A 16727-nucleotide genomic window follows, 5' to 3' on the forward strand; every position below is an offset into this window, starting at 1 on the left:
GCAGTGTATCACTTCCTTCTCCGCCCGTGGCACCGGCGATGGGGTGCTAGTGGAGACGAAGTAAATCGACACCTGCCTGGCGACGAGATCGTTCCCGAGCCGAGTGACGAAACCACTCGCGCTGTCACGGTTGAGGCACCCAGCGAGGAGGTTTGGCCCTGGATAGTCCAGCTTGGACAGGGGCGCGGCGGCTTCTACAGTTACACGTGGCTCGAAAACCTCTTCGGCGCAGACATCCACAACGTCGATCGCATCGTTCCGGAACTGCAGGAGTTACAGGAGGGCGATTCGATTCGTATGGTCCGTGAGGACTATTGGCTGCAGAGCTCGGTCACGTCGATGACTGTCGAGCGTATCGACTCCGGTCGAACCCTCATTCTCCAGGGACACGACGGGGGGATCTGGACGTTTCACCTGGACCCGATCGATGACGACACAACCCGCTTTCTCGTGCGAGGGCGAAAACCCGAGACCCGGTCGGCTGTCGGATATGCCCTCCGATACCTGACATACGAACTGCCGCATTTCATCATGGAACGAGGTATGATGCTGGGAATAAAATCGCGTGCCGAACACGACAGCTGACCGCAGACCCGATTCGTCCAGCCGGCCTGTCCGTCGTGACGTCTGCCTGAGAGCATCGTCTTCTGTGTCGTCAGAGAAAAGCGTCTTCTGTGTCGTCGGACGAAATGCCGCCATGGTCTCGGTCAGCCGATCAATTCACGTCGACGCACCTGTCGAGGACGTGTTCGAGTACCTGGACGACCCCCGAAACCACGCGGAAGTGACGCCGAGCCTGGCAAAGGTCCGAAACGTCGAACCGCTCGACAACGGCGGCAAGCGAGTCGAGCACACCTACAAGATGGCCGGCGTCGGACTCGACGGCGAACTCGTCGAGCGGACCCACGAGGAAAACGAGCGGATGGTCTTCGAGATGCGTGGCGGCCTCGAAGGTGAGATCGAGATCGAAACCGTCGACGACGACGGCGGGACGGAACTGCGCTACAGCGCCGACTACGAACTCCCGGGCACGGTCCTCTCGGCCGTAGCGGGGCCGTTCGTCCGCCGGTACAACGAGCGGGAGTTGCGGACGACGCTCGAGAACATCAAGGCGCGACTCGAAGCCCGTGATTGAGAAGGGAGAGCAGACGACGAAACTGTCCGCGACGGTGGCTGGGAAAAGATCACCGTGCTTGATCCGGGAACCGTCACGAGACCGTTTCCCTCGTCGTCGCCTCGGCTACCTGTAACAGCGCGAGAGTCCCGCCCTTCCCGTGAGGGACGAGTGTTCCGACATGCGGTCGGAACCGAGGACCGAACAGGGCGGGCGTGAAGCGCGTAAGCTCTAGTGAGATTCTGCCGAGAGATCGCTGACCCTGAGATTCCAACAAGACGGACGAGTTTCACTTCCACTGCGGATGGCTGACATTCAAACCCGAAGCGGACGTATACAGGAGTGGCTGATGAAGCGTACCAACACGTTTGCCGTGCGACCGCTCTCCAACGAAGGGGAGCAATTGCTACGCGACTTGTTGGACGCTTCCGCCGCTCTCTGGAACGAAGTCAACTATCAGCGCCTCATACGGTACAACGACGAAGACGGCTTCGAGGGGGAGGACGTGTGGGACGCCGATACCGGCGCTCTCGAAGGCCGATACAAAGGCGTTCTCGGCGCGTCCACCGCCCAACAGGTGATTCGGAAAAACACCGAAGCGTGGCGGGCTTTCTTCCGCCTGAAAGACCAGTACCATGACGAGTCGAACACGTCGGTCACGGAACACCCGGAACCGCCGGGATTCCGTGGTCTTGGAAATCGGAGATTTCCAATGGTCGGCGAATCGTAGATTCGCCTCGACAACGAGGACGATGGGCGACAACTCAAAGGCGTCATTCGCAACGACGCCTATACCGTCGAATGGGGCGAGCGGTCCCGGCTTGAGATACTGGTCGGGAGTGAGTTGAAAGACCGGTACGACCACACCGGCCGTCTCCGGCTGGAAATCGTTGGCGACCCGAACTGGCCCGACTACGAGAAACAGGGCCGGTTAGAACTGTGGTACGACGAGACTGACAGCACCTTCCGAGCTTCGCAACCCGTGACTATTACTGATGCACGGGACACTCCACTGGCCGCAGAGACGGCCGCTCTGGACATTGGTGCGAACAATCTCGTCGCGTGTACCACCACGACCGGCGAGCAATACCTGTACGAGGGCCGCGAGTTGTTCCAGCGGTTCCGCGAGACGACGCGAGAAATCGCCCGGTTACAGTCGAAACTCCGTGAAGGCCGGTACAGTAGCAAGCGTATCCGGCGGCTGTACCGGAAGCGGACCCGTCGCCGCGACCACGCACAAGAAGCCCTGTGTCGTGGCCTGCTGGAACGACTCTACGAGGACGGCGTGCATACGGTGTATATCGGCGGACTGACTGACGTACTGGAGACGCACTGGTCGGTCAGGGTAAACGAGAAGACGCACAACTTCTGGGCGTTCAAGCAATTCACCGAACGACTGGCGTGTACCGCCGAGGAATACGGTATCTCCGTCGAGGTCCGATCAGAGGCGTGGACGAGCCAAGAGTGCCCGCAGTGCGGTTCGACAGACCGAACGACACGGCACCGAGGCACGCTGACCTGTCCGTGTGGGTTCGAGGGCCACGCCGACCTTACAGCGTCAGCAACGTTCCTGAAGCGGCATACAGAACAGGTAGTCAGGCCGATGGCACGGCCCGTGCGGTTCCAGTGGGACGACCACCAATGGTCGGAGTCACCACGCTCTCACCGTCTCAAAGAACAGCGCACAGACCCGAGTACCGTCCACCACAACGGGAATGTTGCCTCCGGGGAATCCTAGGCCGGCTGAGACTCCCACGGAGGAAACCGCGCCGTCGTCGGGCTTCGCCCGACTGCTTGAGGGACGTAGTCCCGCTCTGTTCACGGCGCGGAGGATGTCATAGCTGGAACGTCTCGTCGCCGTCGAGCACGTGCACCTCGGCGAGGCTGCCGGTCGCTTTGACCTCGCGGACGAACTCGTCGGTGTCGATCTCGATGGGCGGGAACGAGTCGTAGTGCATCGGGAAGGCGTGATCGACGTCCAGCCAGTCGACGGCGACGGCGGCCTGCATCGGTCCCATGGTGAAGTGATCGCCGACCGGGACGGCGGCGGCGTCGGGCTCGAGATACGGCGCGATCACGTCACGCATTTCGGTCATCAGACTCGTGTCGCCGGCGTGGTAGAACGTCGTCGATTCGACGTCGCTGACTTGCGTCGGCTGTGTGTCGGAGACGACGAATCCGGCAGGCATCCCCCCCGACGCACCGTAGTCGGTGTCCATGCCGTTTGTGTGGTCGGCCCGGTGCATCGTCACGAACGCGTCACCCAGTTCGACCGTACCGCCGAGGTTGAACCCGATCGTCTCCTCGACGCCGTAGTTGTCTTCGACGTAGCCCGCGACCTCGGGCGTCGCCGCGACTGGCGTCCCCTGGAAATGATCCACGTCGCCGATGTGGTCGGCGTGGCCGTGCGTGAGCAGGACGTAATCCGGATCGAGCGCCGCCGGGTCGACGTCCGTCTTCGGGTTTCCGAAGAACGGATCGATCAGCAGGTCTGTCGAATCGACCGATACGTACCACGTCGAATGGCCGTGCCAGGTGAGTTCCATAGTTCAGTCGCACGTACACGATCCGCCCACTTAGAATCACCCCTGTTTTAGGTGGTTGCGGCCCCTCGGGCCACTCGATGGACTCCTTCCCGACGTGCGTCGACGTGGCCGAGAACCCGGCGACAGGACAGGGCCACCACTGGCTCCTCGAGTACGTCGAGGGGCAGCTGCTCAGATTCACGCTCCAGTCGGACGGACGGTTCGTCTTCGGCGGGAAGCGGCGGCGATACGAAGACGGCTCGGAACCGCCGGCTGTCAGCCCCGCGATCGAGACGATCCGGTCGGCGTTCCGCCGGGACGCGTTCCGCGAGGCGATCGGGGACCCCGACTCGGTCACCTTCTACGGGGTCGCGACCTGCCAGCACCGGATCGACTACGACTGGGACCGGTTACCCGCGTTCCTGGGCTACGACGTTCGCGTTCCTGCGCGTGGTGGCTTGCTCGCGCCGGAGAACGCACACGCAAGTTTCGACCGGCTCGGACTCAGCCCGGCGCCACCGCTTGACCGGGAAGTCAGAGCCGACGCGATCGACCCCGGTCGCGAGACGTTTCCAGACAGTAACTGGGCCGACCGAGCGGTCGCCGGAGTCGTCTTCGCGGACAAACACGGCTGGCGCGGTCGGCTGCTCGATCCCGATCGACCGCCAGAGCCTGCCGCATCGTTCGAGTCGGCCGAATCCGCCGCCGAGACGCTCGTATCCGAGCAACTCCCGACCCAGGGGAGCGTCGAGACGACGCTGGGGCGGCTCGCTCGCCGCCACCGGGCCACGCTGATCGACGCCGGTATCGACCCTTCCTCGCCGGCGTTTCGAAGCGCGGTCGCCGAGGTCCTGCAGCGACGGTCGGGATAGGACGGTCGGCAGACAACTGTCTGACGGGCCTTTAGGCATCGTGACACACAGGTTCACACAATGGCACGTCTCGTCATCGATATGCCGACCGAACTCCGCGTTCGGCCGGAAACGACCGAGGGTCCACAACCGTGTGCGAACGGCGACACAAAGAGAGAGTCACTTCCGCCGGACGTGCGGCGGTTCCTGTCGTGGTTCGCCTGCTGGTCGCCGATCAATCGGTGAGTCGGGCGGCGATTCGCTGTGCGCCGAGCGTCGCCGCGAGTGCCGGTTCGTCCGGTGCGATCGCGTCGATGTCGCGGTTGAGTTCGTCGCTGGCCCGCTCGGCGAACTCGTCGACGATGCCTGGGATACAGGCCATCCCGCCGGTGAGCACGACCGGCTTCTCCAGCGCGAGATTGTACACCTTCATGTGTTCGTTGGCCAGTTCCGGCAGGAAGGTGTTGGCGAACTCGTCGACGACGTCGTCGACGTATTCGTCGACGGCATCCATGACGCTTCGCTCGATAGTGAACTCGTGTGCACCACCGCCGGGCTGCTGGATGATGTCCGTGAACGGTTCGTAGTCCTCGAAGTCCGCGTGCTCTTCTTTGTATTCGCGTGCGGTCTGTACGTCGATGTTGACCCGCCCCTGCGTCTCTTCCTCGACGTGGTTGGCGATCACGCGATCGACCTCGTTACCGGTGACAGCGCCCGTCGTATACGGCGCGAGTTGCTCGCCGCGGCGGTAGGCCGACGCTTCAAGGTTCGTCGACCCCAGATTAACGGCCAGGAGAATCTCGTTGATCGCCTCCAGATCGTCGCCGAATCCCGGGATCGTGCCACACAGTGATTCGGGATAGCTCTCGACGAGTTCCGTCCCGATCGAGCTGTTCTCGATGACGGTTTCGAGGTTCTTCAAGCCGGCCTCGTTGTCGATGGTCGGGATCGCGTAAACGACGGCACTGTCTTCTGGGATGTCGTTGGTCTCGATGACTTCCTCGAAGAACGTACTCGTCAGCTCTGCCCGGTCGTCGTCTTCCGGGAGCCCGGACCGGAGCATAAACTCTACCCGGTCGGGATACTCTCGGGCCGCCTCTTCGCCGTAGAGAACCCGCTCTTCGCCCGTGAGCGCGTCCTCGTAGGTCGCCATACAGGTGAGCGTGTTCACGATCTCGAGATCGCCGTCGTCGTCAGGATAGGCAATTACGGTCCTGGTACTGCCGAGTTTTACCCCGACCGGAACCGGCCCGTCCGTCGAACTGTCAGTCGCGTCGTCAGTCTCGTCGTCCTCGCTCATACGGCTGCTTGATGGACTCCCCGAAGTATATAACCGCCCGGAAAAAGTAATAGAATTTACTATTCTTTGAGGATACGATCAGTGATCCGATCAACGGGATTCAGCACGGCCGGGCGATCCTGGCGAGAATTGCTCGTACGGCGCACGCGGCAGTCGATCAGTGCATCGCGGCCAACTTCGCGATGTAGACGAGACTCAACAGGTGGTCATCGACGTCCAGCTGGGATCCGTCGCTGGCACCGACTTCTTCGATGCCCATCAGGTAGTCGTCCAGATCCGACTCGACGTCGTCAGTAATCCAGCCGATCGACTCGTAGTAGTCGAGTGCCTCCTGTGCGCCGCGGAACCCGCCGTGGAGGAGGAGAAATTCGAGCCACTCGAAGATGAGAAACTCCGCGGCCTGCGTCTCCGGCAGCGTTGCCAGGTACGGCTTGGTCGTGTCGTCGCTGCCGGCCATCAGCGGCATCAGTTCCCGGTAGAGGCGCGCTCGAAATCCGTCGTCGGTCACGGTGCGCTCGCCTTCGAGTTCGCCCCACTCCAGATTCGGCTCCGAGTCCGGGACGTTCTCTTCGTCCGGGACCGAGCCGCGCTCGCGGCCGTGCGCCATCTTCCGTAATTCTTCGAGGTCGTAGTCCCTGGGATTGATCGTCATACCTGCTGGGCGAATATTGATCCTACCGGATGTTAAATCTTCCACACCGGTCAGACGCCCGTCAGACGCGCTTTCGGCAGTGATCGGAGGTATCGTGGACTACCACCGATGTCGCCGCCGGGAGCGGGTTCCACCGCCAGCGGGGGTCAGAGTCTCCCTTGACCGGCGGTACCGTCCCTGTGACCGCATGTGCCACAGCAGCTATAAGACGACATCGAGCGTAGTCTTCCCATGGTTCAGAAACTGACCCTCTTCGAGGTGCACTTGGACGACGCCCAGTTCGGGACGAACGAGGCGCTAGAGGCGGCCGACATGGCGGATATCGAGACACCCCGGCCCGAGATCGAAACACACGAAACCGAAATCACAGAGCCCGAAACGTCTGATGAGGGTCCGAACATCCGACGACTCGTCGCAGCGAGTCTGATCGTCTCGGTCGTCGCGACGGCGATTGCTCGTCGCCTGTTCGGCGACGACGAACCGGCAGCGTCGATCGAGATCGACGAGACCGACGACGAACTCGAAGTCGAGGCCTGATAGCCCCCTGTAAAGACATTCGGCACAACGGGGTGCCGAACGGTTCCGAAATGCTGTGGCTGGCAGTATGAGAGGGGCGAGAGTGAACAAAGCGACCCCTTGGACCGAACGAGCGGGAAAGCATCACATTATCGGCCCTATATAAGGGTCCGGAAATTTACGACCGGTGTTAACACCCACAGTAAAGAAAACTATTTCACGATACGCGTAGACAATCACAATGAACCATGAAGAAACTGATCAACGATCCGGAAGACGTCGTAGACGAGATGCTCGATGGAATGGAGGTAGCGTATCCAGACCGACTGCGCCGACTCGACGGGACGAACGTGATGGTACGGGAAGACGCCCCGGTCGATGGAAAGGTCGCGATCGTCAGCGGCGGAGGATCGGGCCACGAGCCGACACACGCGGGTTACATCGGCGACGGCATGCTCGACGGCGCGGCCGCGGGCGAGGTATTCACCTCACCGACCGCCGACGAGTTGAGCGAGATGATCCAGGCGACTGATTCGGGTGAAGGCGTCCTCTGCGTGGTGAAAAACTACGAGGGCGACGTGATGAACTTCGAGACGGCCGCCGAGATGGCCGAGATGGAAGGCGTCGAGGACGTCGAACAGGTCGTCGTCAACGACGATGTCGCCGTCGAGGACTCGCTGTACACCTCCGGCCGTCGGGGCGTCGCCGGGACGATCCTCGTCCACAAGGTCGCCGGTGCCGCCGCCAACCGCGGTGACGACCTTGAGGAAGTGGCGCGGCTCGCCGAGAAGATGATCGACAACGTCCGAACGATGGGGACGGCCCTGACCTCCTGTGTCACCCCCGAGAAGGGCGAACCGACTTTCGATCTGGGTGACGACGAGATCGAGCTCGGGATCGGGATCCACGGCGAACCCGGAACCGAACGGGTCGACATCATGCCTGCCGACGAGATCGCCGAGGAGCTGACCGGCCAGGTGATCGAGGACCTCGACCCCGACGCAGGTCAGGAAGTCGTCACGATCGTCAACGGCATGGGCGGCACGCCGCTGATGGAACTGTTCGTCCTCAACCGCAAAGTCCAGGCGTTGATGGACGAGCACGACCTGGAGGTCTGGGACGCGATGGTCGGCGACTACATGACCTCGCTGGACATGATGGGCGCCTCGATCACGGTGGCGACCGTCGACGACGAACTCAAGGAGTTGCTCGCTGCCGAGGCCGACACGCCCGCGCTCAAGCGCTGATCAGCCGTCGGGCCACGCACCGGTGCTGATCGGCGTTCAACTACGTCTCGATTTTTGACGTGCCGAACCGCTCACTCGCGGATGCGGACGATCCCGCGCTTGAGCACCCGCTGGTTCGGAATGATGTGCTCGACATCGTCGCTCTCAACGTGGGTGACAAAGACGTTGATCTCCTGGACGATCCCGCGCGTGCCGTCGATCTCGACCTCGTCGCCGATCCCGTACGGCTGAGAGAGCAACAGGTAGATGCCGGCAGCACCGGCGGCGAGCAGGTCTTTGAACGCGAGCCCACCGAGAAAGACCAGCCCGAACGTATAGACCGCGAGCAACACGAGCAGTGCCGCCGTCGTCACGCCCAGTTGCCCGAGCGCGATGAGCGCGGCGATGTAAAAGATACTGTACTTGACAATCTCCGGAATGATCGATACTTCAGGGAGTTTGACGCTCTTGAGGCGGTCGCTGACGACGAGTTTGGCCTTGTCGCCGACCACGAGCCCGAGAATGACCGCCAGCGCGGCGACGAACAGCCGGGGGAGCAGCGTCGTGAACCTGATCCAGAAGAACTCGGTGTCGACGAGTCGCGCGATGTTCAGCGCGACGATCACGCTCAGGAGATACACCGCAAGCGCCGCCAGTTGCGAGAGGATTCCGACCGTCGAGAGTCCGACGTTGTTGGCGGTGTGTTCGAACAGCGTGCCCTCGACGGCGTCGTCGATGCCCTGTCGACAGAGGAACCGCTTCGTCCCGCGCCAGACGAGATACCCGGCAATCGCCCCGATAACGAGCACCAGCACGGCCACCGCGACCGCACCTCGCTCGGAAAACAGTGATCTGATCAGCGTCGGGAGATCAAACTGCTCGAGTACCATCAGTAGTCCTCCGGATCGAGTTCCAGGATCAACTCGCCACTTTTGAACGCCCGAACGAGCCCGTCGCTCTCGCTGAGAACGAGCGCGATGGCGTTCGTGTCGCGGGTGATCGCCCCGGCTGCCATATGCCGTGCGCCAAGTCCTTTCGGGATGTCCACGCCCTCAGCAGACGGTTCGAGATAGCGATACGCGGAGACGATCTTCCCCGAGTCGGAGATGACGAACGCACCGTCTAGCCGGGAGAACTCCTTGAGCATGACGTTGACGATCGGGTCGCCGACGTGGACGTGAGACTTCTCGAAGGGGTTGTAGCTGAGCGGCCGGGACTTGTTCATCACCTTCCCGGCGTCGCCGACGACGAACAGCGCGCCGACGGGCTTGCCCTTCTGCCCTTTCTTCCCGAGCTCGACCGCCACTTCGAGCACGTCACGCACGACCGACGGGTCGGGCCGCGAGTCCATGAACAGGTCGTAGACGCCCGAATCGGCGAACGCGCCTGCGCGGACGCGCATCACGGTATCCGCGTCGTCGCTGAAACTCCCCAGGATACACAGAAGCGTCATCTCCTCTTCGATAGCGTCCTGTCCGAGCGCCCCTTCGACCCCGAAACGGATCCGTTCAGTCGGGTCGCGAAACTCGAGTGGTAACTCGACGAACACGTCGGCGTCGACCTCGTTTTCGGTCCCGATCACCACGACCGGCGCGTCCGCTTCGGCGAACGTGTTGTACATCGACGAACTCGGCGAGAACAAACAAACGCCTCCGATATCGTCCGCGAACTCCTCGAGGAAGTTTCCGACAGCAGTCATTATCGTACCAACTCAGCCGAGAGAAAAAAGGGTTGCGGCGTCGTCTGACGTTCGTTCATGATATCTCAGCCTGCAATTCTCCTTCCTGTGATCATACCTATACTTAAATTGACATATGGTTGCCAGTCAAATATGGGACAATGTCACACGAGACTATGTGGAATGGTCGCGAACCAGACCCGGAGCAGCCGAAATCGGCCGACAGAAGTGTGGTAAGCTGATTGATATTTGTTTGTCGAACAGTGACAGTGTCGGCGCCAATGAGGTAAGTATTTCCGGGGCCACTGCCAACTCTCGATGATACGATGGGCAAGCTAGAAACATTGTTCTCACCGAAACGTGTGGCCGTAATCGGTGCGACGGAGAGTGAAGGGGCCGTCGGGCGCTCCGTCATGGAGAACCTCCTCGACGGGTACGAGGGCGATGTCGTGCCGATCAACCCGAACGCCGACGAAGTGTTCGGGCTCGAAAGTTACGACAGTATCGCTGACGTCGAAGGTGTCGACTTCGCCGTCGTCGTCGTGCCGCCACAGATCGTCAATACTGTGTTGCGAGAGGCAGGCGAGTCCGGCGTCAAGGACCTGGCCGTGATCACGGCCGGGTTCGGCGAGTCCGGGAGCGAAGGAGCGGCCCGGGAGCAGGAGATGCAGGAGATCGCCGAGGAATACGACATGAACCTCGTCGGTCCGAACTGCCTCGGCGTCATCTCGACGTCGATCGGCATGAACGCCACGTTCACCACCAAGTCCGCGCTAGAGGGCTCGATCTCCTTCATGAGCCAGTCGGGCGCGTTCATCTCTGCCGTTCTCGACTGGTCCAGCGATCACAACATCGGGTTCAACGACGTCGTCTCGCTGGGCAACAAGGCCGTCCTCGACGAGGTCGACTTCATCGAATACTGGGGAGACGATCCCAGCACCGACGTCATCCTCGGCTATCTGGAGGACATCGAGAACGGCCGAGAGTTCATCGACGCCGCTCGCGAGGTGACCCAGGACACGCCGATCGTGGCAGTCAAATCCGGTCGGACCGAAGCCGGTGCCTCGGCCGCCTCCTCTCACACTGGAGCGATCGCCGGCAGCGAGCGCGCCTACGAGGCGGGCCTCAAGCAGGCGGGCGTGATCCGCGCCGAGAGTGTTCAGGAACTGTTCGACTACGCCTCGATCCTGGAGGGGCAGCCCCTGCCCGAGAACGACGAAATCGCGATCGTGACCAACGCCGGCGGTCCGGGCGTGATGTCGACCGACGCAGTGGGCGATTCGGACCTCCAGATGGCGTCGTTCACCGACGAGACGCTCGAAGCACTCGAGGAGTCGATGCCCGAGGAAGCCAACATCTTCAACCCGGTCGACGTGCTCGGTGACGCGCCGGCCGACCGGTACGAGCAGGCACTCGACATCGTGTTGGACGATCCGAACGTGGGATCGGCGATCGTCGTTGCCTCGCCCCAGTCGATCGACTTCCGCGATCTCGCGGAGGTCATCGCCGAGAAACAGCAGGAGTACGGCGCTCCGATCGCCGCCAGTCTGATGGGTGGCGAAACCGCGCGCAACGCAAAGGACATCATCGACGAGGTCGGCGTCCCGACGTACTTTGACCCCGCCCGCGGCGTCAAGAGCCTCGACGCGCTGCGCCAGTACAGCGAGATCAAATCGACCGACTACGACGTGGCGACCGATTTCGACGTCGACCGCGAGCGCGCCCGCGAGATCCTCGAACGGACCAAAGAGCGCGAGACGAACAAGCTCGGCATCGAGGCGATGGACCTGCTCGAAGCGTACGGGATCCCCACGCCCGAGGGAACGATCGTCTCGGACAAGGAGGCCGCTGTCAAGGCCGCCAAGGAGATCGAGGGCAACGTCGTGATGAAGATCGTCAGCCCGGACATCCTCCACAAGTCCGACATCGGTGGCGTCGAGGTCAACGTCCCTGCCGACGAGGTCGCCTCGACGTACGACAACATCATCAGCCGGGCACGCAACTACCAGCCTGACGCCAACATCCTGGGCGTGCAGGTCCAGGAAATGGCGGATCTCGACGCCGGGACGGAGACGATCGTCGGCATGAATCGCGACCCCCAGTTCGGGCCGCTGGTCATGTTCGGACTCGGCGGGATCTTCGTCGAAGTCCTGGAAGACGCGACGTTCCGGGTCGCTCCCGTCAGCGAAGGCGAGGCCAGCGAGATGATCGACGAGATCGACTCGGCACCCCTGCTCCGCGGGGCTCGCGGTCGCGATCCCGTCGACGAGGCGAGCGTCATCGAGACGATCCAGCGGATCTCGCAGCTCGTGACAGACTTCCCACAGATTCTGGAACTGGACATCAACCCCCTGGTTGCAACGCCCGACGGCGTCGAAGCCGTCGACATCCGAGCGACGATCGACCACGAAGAACTATAACGATTCCCACACAGGAATTACACTATGGACCCAATACTTGTTACCTCGACCGAAGCGGCGACCGGCAAGACGGCTGTCAGTCTCGGAATCGCGCAGCTAGCCAAGGCAGCAGGCCACAGCGTCGGCTACATGAAGCCCAAGGGCACGCGCCTGCAGAGCGCGACCGGCAAGACCCGCGACGAGGACCCGATGCTCGCGCGGGAACTGCTGGAGCTCGACGCCGAGATGCACGAACTCGAACCCATCGTCTACACGCCGACGTTCATCGAGGAGGCCATCCGCGGTCGCGAGCAGCCCGATGAGCTTCGCGAGCGGATCCTCGAGAACTACGAGAAGCAGGCAGCGGAGCGCGATTTGATGGTCGTCGAGGGAACGGATCGACTCTCAACGGGTGGGATCGTCGATCTCACTGACCCCGAGATCGCTGAGATGATCGACGCCAACGTCGTCCTGCTGTCGCGGTACGACGAGGCCGGTGACGTCGACGACATCCTCGCGGCCGCCGAGCAGATCGGCGAGGACTTCGCCGGCGTGCTGTTCAACGCCGTCCCGAACAGCAAACTCGACCAGCTGACGACCGACGTCGTCCCGTTCCTGGAGAACCGCGGGATCAACGTGCTGGGCGTGATGCCCCGCGTCCAGGAACTGGCAGGGATGACCGTCGGCGATCTCGCCGAGCGTCTCGGTGCCGAGGTGCTGACGACCGACGTCTCGACGGACGTGTTCATCGAGCGGATCACCGTCGGTGCGATGTCCGCGGAGGGCGCACTCACCCAGTTCCGGCGCACCCAGAACGCCGCGATGATCACCGGCGGCGATCGTTCGGAGATCGTCACTGCGGCGTTGCAGGCCTCCGGCATCAAGTGTATCATCCTCGGTGGTGGCTTCCGCCCGACCGGTGCGGTCCTCGGAGAGGCCGAAAAGCGCGGCGTCCCCGTGCTGCTGTTGCAGTCTGACACCCGCATGGCGATCGACCGTGCCGAAGACGTCCTCCAGAGCGGCCCCACCCGCGACCCGAAGACCGTCGAACGGATGGAGCAACTGCTCGAGGACCACGCCGACGTCGACGTGCTGCTCGAGGAGTAACGCGACGGCCAACTGTTGTCGCCGACCAGACCACGAATTCGTCTTCCCGAATATCTGCCAGAAGGTACAGCCGCAGTAGCGCCTGGTTCTCGGGTCGTGTCCGCTGTTCTCGGGGCGATCGTTGCGCCTGCCGTCAGTCTTAACCGCGCCCCCTTCGTCTTGGTAGTATGTACACGACACCCACTGTGGTGGGGCGGTGACGATAGCATGGAACCGACTGTCCTGCACCTTGGCTGGGGATTCCCGCCGAAGATCACCGGCGGGCTGGACACCGCAATCGCAGAGTTGTTCGAGGTCTTCGAGCGCCGCGGGACCATCGACATGCAACTGGCGCTGCCCGCGGAGTTCGACCCCGGCGACCGCGAGAACATCCACGGTATCGAAACGGGGACGGGTGACCTCATCACCCGGGTCAACCGGATGGAAGACGAGTTCGTTCGATTGGCCGCCGAGGCCGACGCCGTTCACACCAACGACTGGTTCGGCTACCGGCCCGGTGCGACGGCCAGGGAAACGCACGATATTCCCTGGATAACGACGTTTCACTCGCTGTCGGTCGAGCGCAACCTCGACCCGCCGCGTCAGGAACTCGACGCCGAACGGCGGATCGTCGAGGAAGCCGATCATTTGATCACCGTGAGCAACGTCACCCGCGGGCGAATCGCGGATCACTACGACGGTGACGCGCACGTCATCCACAACGGGTTCCCGTCGGTGACGCCGACCGGTCGGGACGTCAAAGCCGAGCTGGGAATCGACGGCGAAATGCTGTTTTTCGTCGGCCGGCACACCCACCAGAAGGGACTGTCGTACCTGCTCGCCGCTGTCGAGCGGATCAGCCGCGAGGACGTCACGCTCGTCGTCGGCGGAACCGGACACCTGACCGACCAGCTCAAGCGCTTTGCCGACGCGCTCGACATCGAAGACCAGATCGAGTTCGTCGGGTACGTCCCCGAAGAAGAACTGGCCGACTACTACGCCAGCGCGGACCTGTTCGTCTCCCCGTCGCGGGCGGAGCCGTTCGGGATCACGATCGTCGAGGCGCTGTCGGTGAATACACGCGTCGTCACGACCGATTGCGGTGCGGCCGAGATCCTGCCCGACGACGTGCTCGTGCAGGTGACGCCCGACTCGCGAGCGGTCGCGGGCGGCATCCAGCGCGGACTCGCGATGGATGCACCGATCGAGTACGAGAAGCGGACCTGGGAAGACGTCGCCGACGATCACGAGGAGTTCTACCGCGGGATCCTCGACGGCGATTAACAGCCACCGATCGCGCTCTAGCGGACGACCCGGACGTCCGTCGCAGGTTCGGAATGGACGATTCGGATCCCCTGGGGCGTGACAGAGCGGCCGTACGTGACTCCGTCCGAGACGGTGTCGTCGCTGGCTTTGGTGTACGGCGACTGCCTGCTGTCGTCGGATCCGCTTTCTTTCTCGCCGTCGTCGTCACTTGTAGTTGCCGTGCTGTAGGGACTCGTGCTGTAGGGGCTGGTCACGCCCGGTTCGGCGTCGAAGTCCTCGGGCGGGAGATAGATCCGCTCGCCCTCTTCGGACCGAACGATGACGGCGGCGTCGCGTACCCCTTCGATCGTCAGGATCGTTCGGTCGGCCCTGACCTCGACGTCGAAGGCCATCGTGGGATCGTCGTCTGTGGAGTCAGTCATCGGTCGTCACTCCGAATCCCGGTTCTGTTCCCACACCCACTCGGCCGGCGGCGACTGGGACTGTGCGAGAGAGGTGTGCGCGCCGATCTGTGCCTCCGAGAGGTTGACTTCTTCAAGTTCGGTGTTCTCGTCGACGATCGAAGAGTAGATCCGACAGTCCTTGACCCGCGCGTTCGGGAAGACGACTGCCCGTTCGAGCGAGGAGTCGATCACCTCCGCGCCTTCCATGATGTGCACGTTCTGTCCGAGGTCGGAATTCTCGACGGTTGCGTCGGGATGAACGAGCGTGCCGCCGTCGAGATACCACTCGACGGCGTCGAGATACGCGTCCGGCGTGCCGATATCGAACCAGGCGCCCTCGAAGGAGTAAGCGTAGACGGGATCACGGTCGAGCAGCCACTGGATGAACCACCCGGGTTCGTCTGGATTGTTCTCTCCGGAGAGGTAGGTGTCGAACAGTCCGAGCGTCTTGGCGGGGAACGCGTAGCAAGCGATCGAAACGAGTGTGCTCGGCGGATCGTCGGGCTTCTCCTCGAACGAGACGACGCGGTCACCCTCGACGTCGATCACGCCGTACTGGGTCGCGCGCTCGAGATTGCCGACGTCGTAGGCGGCGATCGTCGTTCCGTCGTTGTTTTTGAACGTGTCGATAAAGTCCGACAGCGGGAAACTGATGAGGTTGTCGCCGGCGATCACCAGCGTGTCACTGTCGATCCCCTCGCGTTCGACGAGTTCGCCGAGTGCGCCGACGACGCCGAACTTCTCGTCTTCTTCCCTTGCTTCTTCGACCGATAGCTGCGGCTTCTCGAAGGACGACGTTTCGATGTATTCCTCGAAGACGTCCTCGAATTCCTCGTTGGTCGACACGTAAACGTCATCGATCCGGTCGTCGTCTTCGAAATCTTGAAAGATCCGGTCGATGACCGTCGTCTCCCCGATCGGGAGAAACATCTTCGGACGATTGCGCGTGATCGGCCAGAGCCTGGTCGCGAACCCACCGGCAAGGACAATTGCGTCCATAGCCCCACTTCGGTAGCATACATAATGTCTCTTTCCACCAGTGGGATATCTGATAAGAGGCGGAGTTCGCGATAGTACCGGTCACCCGTCGGTACCGAGTTCACCAAGCGCCCACTGAACGATCCGAGCCTGGACGAGCCGCTGGGGTCCGACGTTCTCGCCACGCTCGTGGGATCGGAGCGCCTCTTCGGCGTCTGACAGCATCTCTGCTTCCAGCGGTCGCTGGTCGGGCTGGTTCCGCACGTCGTTCAAAAGCGCCTCGAAGTCCTCCCGCAGATCGAAACTCGCCCGCGCGGCGTTACAGCGCGAGAGCGGTAACACGCCGACGTCGAGGACGAGTTCTTCGATCAGTTCCCAGTCGTTCGCACAGAAATACATCGACACGTCCCCGACGATGTCTTGCCAGGCGATCGGATCGCTGTGTTTGCACAGTTGAAGCGCGCGCGGCGGGATATCGATCCGGGCGGTCGTCTCCGGCGAGCCGCACAGACAGCACGGCCGTTCGGTCTTGCCGGTGTACATTCATCGACGTTCCGGGCTGGAAGGGTTTGTACTGCTCGCAAACCGACGGTTCCTAGGCGACGCAGGTGGCATGCATCGAGTCGAGGGACGCGCTTTGACGAGAGTGTCTTTCGTCGATCGGCAGACGTGTGCAGAAGCGAGTGGTAAATA

General features: G+C 62.3%; 16 protein-coding genes and 1 pseudogene. 9 read left to right on the forward strand and 8 right to left on the reverse strand.

The annotated features are described in order from the left end of the window. Positions 1-3: 3 nt before the first annotated feature. The 3 genes and pseudogenes from OB916_RS02280 to OB916_RS02290 all read left to right on the forward strand — a co-directional run bounded on the left by OB916_RS02280 (position 4) and on the right by OB916_RS02290 (position 2852). Positions 4-585: a hypothetical protein gene (locus OB916_RS02280; protein ID WP_315907652.1), complete on the forward strand. Its 582-nt coding sequence runs from the start codon at positions 4-6 to the stop codon at positions 583-585. Positions 586-697: 112 nt separating this feature from the next. Beyond that, positions 698-1135, forward strand: coding sequence for an SRPBCC family protein (locus tag OB916_RS02285; protein WP_315907653.1), 438 nt, complete (start codon positions 698-700; stop codon positions 1133-1135). Positions 1136-1463: 328 nt separating this feature from the next. After that, positions 1464-2852 (forward strand): annotated as a pseudogene (locus tag OB916_RS02290) (RNA-guided endonuclease InsQ/TnpB family protein). Positions 2853-2949: 97 nt separating this feature from the next. Here the strand turns inward: OB916_RS02290 and OB916_RS02295 are convergent. Next, the gene (locus OB916_RS02295; protein ID WP_315907654.1) at positions 2950-3660 is read right to left on the reverse strand and encodes a metal-dependent hydrolase; all 711 of its coding nucleotides are present in this window, start codon (positions 3658-3660) and stop codon (positions 2950-2952) included. Between the two features lie 77 nt (positions 3661-3737). Here OB916_RS02295 and OB916_RS02300 point away from each other — a divergent pair, with 77 nt between their 5' ends. Beyond that, positions 3738-4511 carry a hypothetical protein gene (locus tag OB916_RS02300; protein WP_315907655.1) on the forward strand — a complete coding sequence of 258 codons (774 nt, stop codon included), beginning with the start codon at positions 3738-3740 and terminating at the stop codon, positions 4509-4511. 214 nt (positions 4512-4725) lie between these two features. Here the strand turns inward: OB916_RS02300 and OB916_RS02305 are convergent, their stop codons facing one another. Continuing rightward, entirely contained in the window at positions 4726-5790 is a 1065-nt protein-coding gene (locus OB916_RS02305; protein ID WP_315907656.1) for a hypothetical protein, read from the reverse strand. 157 nt (positions 5791-5947) lie between these two features. Continuing rightward, positions 5948-6442: a FlaD/FlaE family flagellar protein gene (locus OB916_RS02310; RefSeq protein WP_315907657.1), complete on the reverse strand. Its 495-nt coding sequence runs from the start codon at positions 6440-6442 to the stop codon at positions 5948-5950. Between the two features lie 231 nt (positions 6443-6673). Here OB916_RS02310 and OB916_RS02315 point away from each other — a divergent pair, with 231 nt between their 5' ends. Both OB916_RS02315 and dhaK read left to right on the forward strand, forming a co-directional pair. Continuing rightward, entirely contained in the window at positions 6674-6979 is a 306-nt protein-coding gene (locus tag OB916_RS02315; RefSeq protein ID WP_315907658.1) for a hypothetical protein, read from the forward strand. 227 nt (positions 6980-7206) lie between these two features. Next, positions 7207-8205 carry a dihydroxyacetone kinase subunit DhaK gene (gene dhaK / locus OB916_RS02320; protein WP_315907659.1) on the forward strand — a complete coding sequence of 333 codons (999 nt, stop codon included), beginning with the start codon at positions 7207-7209 and terminating at the stop codon, positions 8203-8205. Between the two features lie 71 nt (positions 8206-8276). On the opposite strand, the gene OB916_RS02325 is transcribed toward dhaK, so the two are convergent. Beyond that, positions 8277-9074, reverse strand: coding sequence for a mechanosensitive ion channel domain-containing protein (locus OB916_RS02325; protein WP_315907660.1), 798 nt, complete (start codon positions 9072-9074; stop codon positions 8277-8279). Next, on the reverse strand, positions 9074-9883 hold the full coding sequence (gene dacZ, locus OB916_RS02330) for a diadenylate cyclase DacZ (RefSeq protein ID WP_315907661.1): 810 nt from the start codon (positions 9881-9883) through the stop codon (positions 9074-9076). The genes OB916_RS02325 and dacZ overlap by 1 nt, the downstream gene beginning before the upstream one ends. Before the next feature lie 305 nt (positions 9884-10188). On the opposite strand from dacZ, the gene acs reads away from it, so the two are divergent. The 3 genes from acs to OB916_RS02345 all read left to right on the forward strand — a co-directional run bounded on the left by acs (position 10189) and on the right by OB916_RS02345 (position 14631). Then, positions 10189-12282, forward strand: coding sequence for an acetate--CoA ligase alpha subunit (gene acs, locus OB916_RS02335; RefSeq protein ID WP_315907662.1), 2094 nt, complete (start codon positions 10189-10191; stop codon positions 12280-12282). A 24-nt stretch (positions 12283-12306) separates the two neighbouring features. Next, positions 12307-13368, forward strand: a complete 1062-nt coding sequence (locus OB916_RS02340; protein ID WP_315907663.1) for a phosphotransacetylase family protein — start codon at positions 12307-12309, stop codon at positions 13366-13368. Positions 13369-13575: 207 nt separating this feature from the next. Then, positions 13576-14631, forward strand: a complete 1056-nt coding sequence (locus tag OB916_RS02345) for a glycosyltransferase family 4 protein (protein WP_315907664.1) — start codon at positions 13576-13578, stop codon at positions 14629-14631. A 17-nt stretch (positions 14632-14648) separates the two neighbouring features. Here OB916_RS02345 and OB916_RS02350 read toward each other — a convergent pair whose 3' ends face one another. The 3 genes from OB916_RS02350 to OB916_RS02360 form a co-directional block, all read right to left on the reverse strand. Next, positions 14649-15035 (reverse strand): DUF7510 family protein, encoded by a 387-nt coding sequence (locus tag OB916_RS02350; protein WP_315907665.1) that lies wholly within the window; start codon positions 15033-15035, stop codon positions 14649-14651. 6 nt (positions 15036-15041) lie between these two features. Further along, the gene (locus OB916_RS02355) at positions 15042-16055 is read right to left on the reverse strand and encodes an NDP-sugar synthase (RefSeq protein WP_315907666.1); all 1014 of its coding nucleotides are present in this window, start codon (positions 16053-16055) and stop codon (positions 15042-15044) included. A gap of 81 nt (positions 16056-16136) precedes the next feature. After that, positions 16137-16577: a hypothetical protein gene (locus OB916_RS02360; protein ID WP_315907667.1), complete on the reverse strand. Its 441-nt coding sequence runs from the start codon at positions 16575-16577 to the stop codon at positions 16137-16139. Between the last annotated feature and the right edge of the window lie 150 nt (positions 16578-16727).

The sequence above is a fragment of the Halapricum hydrolyticum genome (genome assembly GCF_025517535.1).
Lineage (GTDB): Archaea > Halobacteriota > Halobacteria > Halobacteriales > Haloarculaceae > Halapricum > Halapricum hydrolyticum.

Coding starts and splice junctions, on each gene's coding strand:
- OB916_RS02285 (WP_315907653.1), top strand. CDS start 698: ATGGTCTCGGTCAGCCGATCAATTCACGTCGACGCACCTGTCGAGGAC.
- OB916_RS02295 (WP_315907654.1), bottom strand. CDS start 3,660: ATGGAACTCACCTGGCACGGCCATTCGACGTGGTACGTATCGGTCGAT.
- OB916_RS02300 (WP_315907655.1), top strand. CDS start 3,738: ATGGACTCCTTCCCGACGTGCGTCGACGTGGCCGAGAACCCGGCGACA.
- OB916_RS02305 (WP_315907656.1), bottom strand. CDS start 5,790: ATGAGCGAGGACGACGAGACTGACGACGCGACTGACAGTTCGACGGAC.
- OB916_RS02310 (WP_315907657.1), bottom strand. CDS start 6,442: ATGACGATCAATCCCAGGGACTACGACCTCGAAGAATTACGGAAGATG.
- OB916_RS02315 (WP_315907658.1), top strand. CDS start 6,674: ATGGTTCAGAAACTGACCCTCTTCGAGGTGCACTTGGACGACGCCCAG.
- dhaK (WP_315907659.1), top strand. CDS start 7,207: ATGAAGAAACTGATCAACGATCCGGAAGACGTCGTAGACGAGATGCTC.
- OB916_RS02325 (WP_315907660.1), bottom strand. CDS start 9,074: ATGGTACTCGAGCAGTTTGATCTCCCGACGCTGATCAGATCACTGTTT.
- dacZ (WP_315907661.1), bottom strand. CDS start 9,883: ATGACTGCTGTCGGAAACTTCCTCGAGGAGTTCGCGGACGATATCGGA.
- acs (WP_315907662.1), top strand. CDS start 10,189: ATGGGCAAGCTAGAAACATTGTTCTCACCGAAACGTGTGGCCGTAATC.
- OB916_RS02340 (WP_315907663.1), top strand. CDS start 12,307: ATGGACCCAATACTTGTTACCTCGACCGAAGCGGCGACCGGCAAGACG.
- OB916_RS02345 (WP_315907664.1), top strand. CDS start 13,576: ATGGAACCGACTGTCCTGCACCTTGGCTGGGGATTCCCGCCGAAGATC.
- OB916_RS02350 (WP_315907665.1), bottom strand. CDS start 15,035: ATGACTGACTCCACAGACGACGATCCCACGATGGCCTTCGACGTCGAG.
- OB916_RS02355 (WP_315907666.1), bottom strand. CDS start 16,055: ATGGACGCAATTGTCCTTGCCGGTGGGTTCGCGACCAGGCTCTGGCCG.
- OB916_RS02360 (WP_315907667.1), bottom strand. CDS start 16,577: ATGTACACCGGCAAGACCGAACGGCCGTGCTGTCTGTGCGGCTCGCCG.